The organism is Bacillus sp. J14TS2 (assembly GCF_018333015.1).
GTDB lineage: Bacteria > Bacillota > Bacilli > Bacillales > Bacillaceae_C > Lederbergia.
The window spans coordinates 1-239 of record NZ_BORE01000102.1; the positions used below are offsets into that span (position 1 = coordinate 1).

The 239-nt window shown below is 56.5% G+C and carries 1 rRNA gene; it reads left to right on the forward strand.

Annotated features, from left to right (window positions below):
• Positions 1–2 precede the first annotated feature (2 nt).
• A 23S ribosomal RNA gene (locus KI375_RS27210) occupies positions 3–239 on the forward strand; the annotation flags it as partial.

Here is a 239-nt window from a genome sequence, read left to right on the forward strand (position 1 = left end):
TCGATTCCCTGAGTAGCGGCGAGCGAAAGGGGAACAGCCCAAACCAAGAGGCTTGCCTCTTGGGGTTGTAGGACACTCGACATGGAGTTACAAAGGAACGGGGTAAACGAAGCGGTCTGGAAAGACCCGCCAGAGAAGGTAACAGCCCTGTAATTGAAACTTCGTTCCCTCCCGAGTGGATCCTGAGTACGGCGGGACACGAGGAATCCCGTCGGAAGCTGGGAGGACCATCTCCCAAG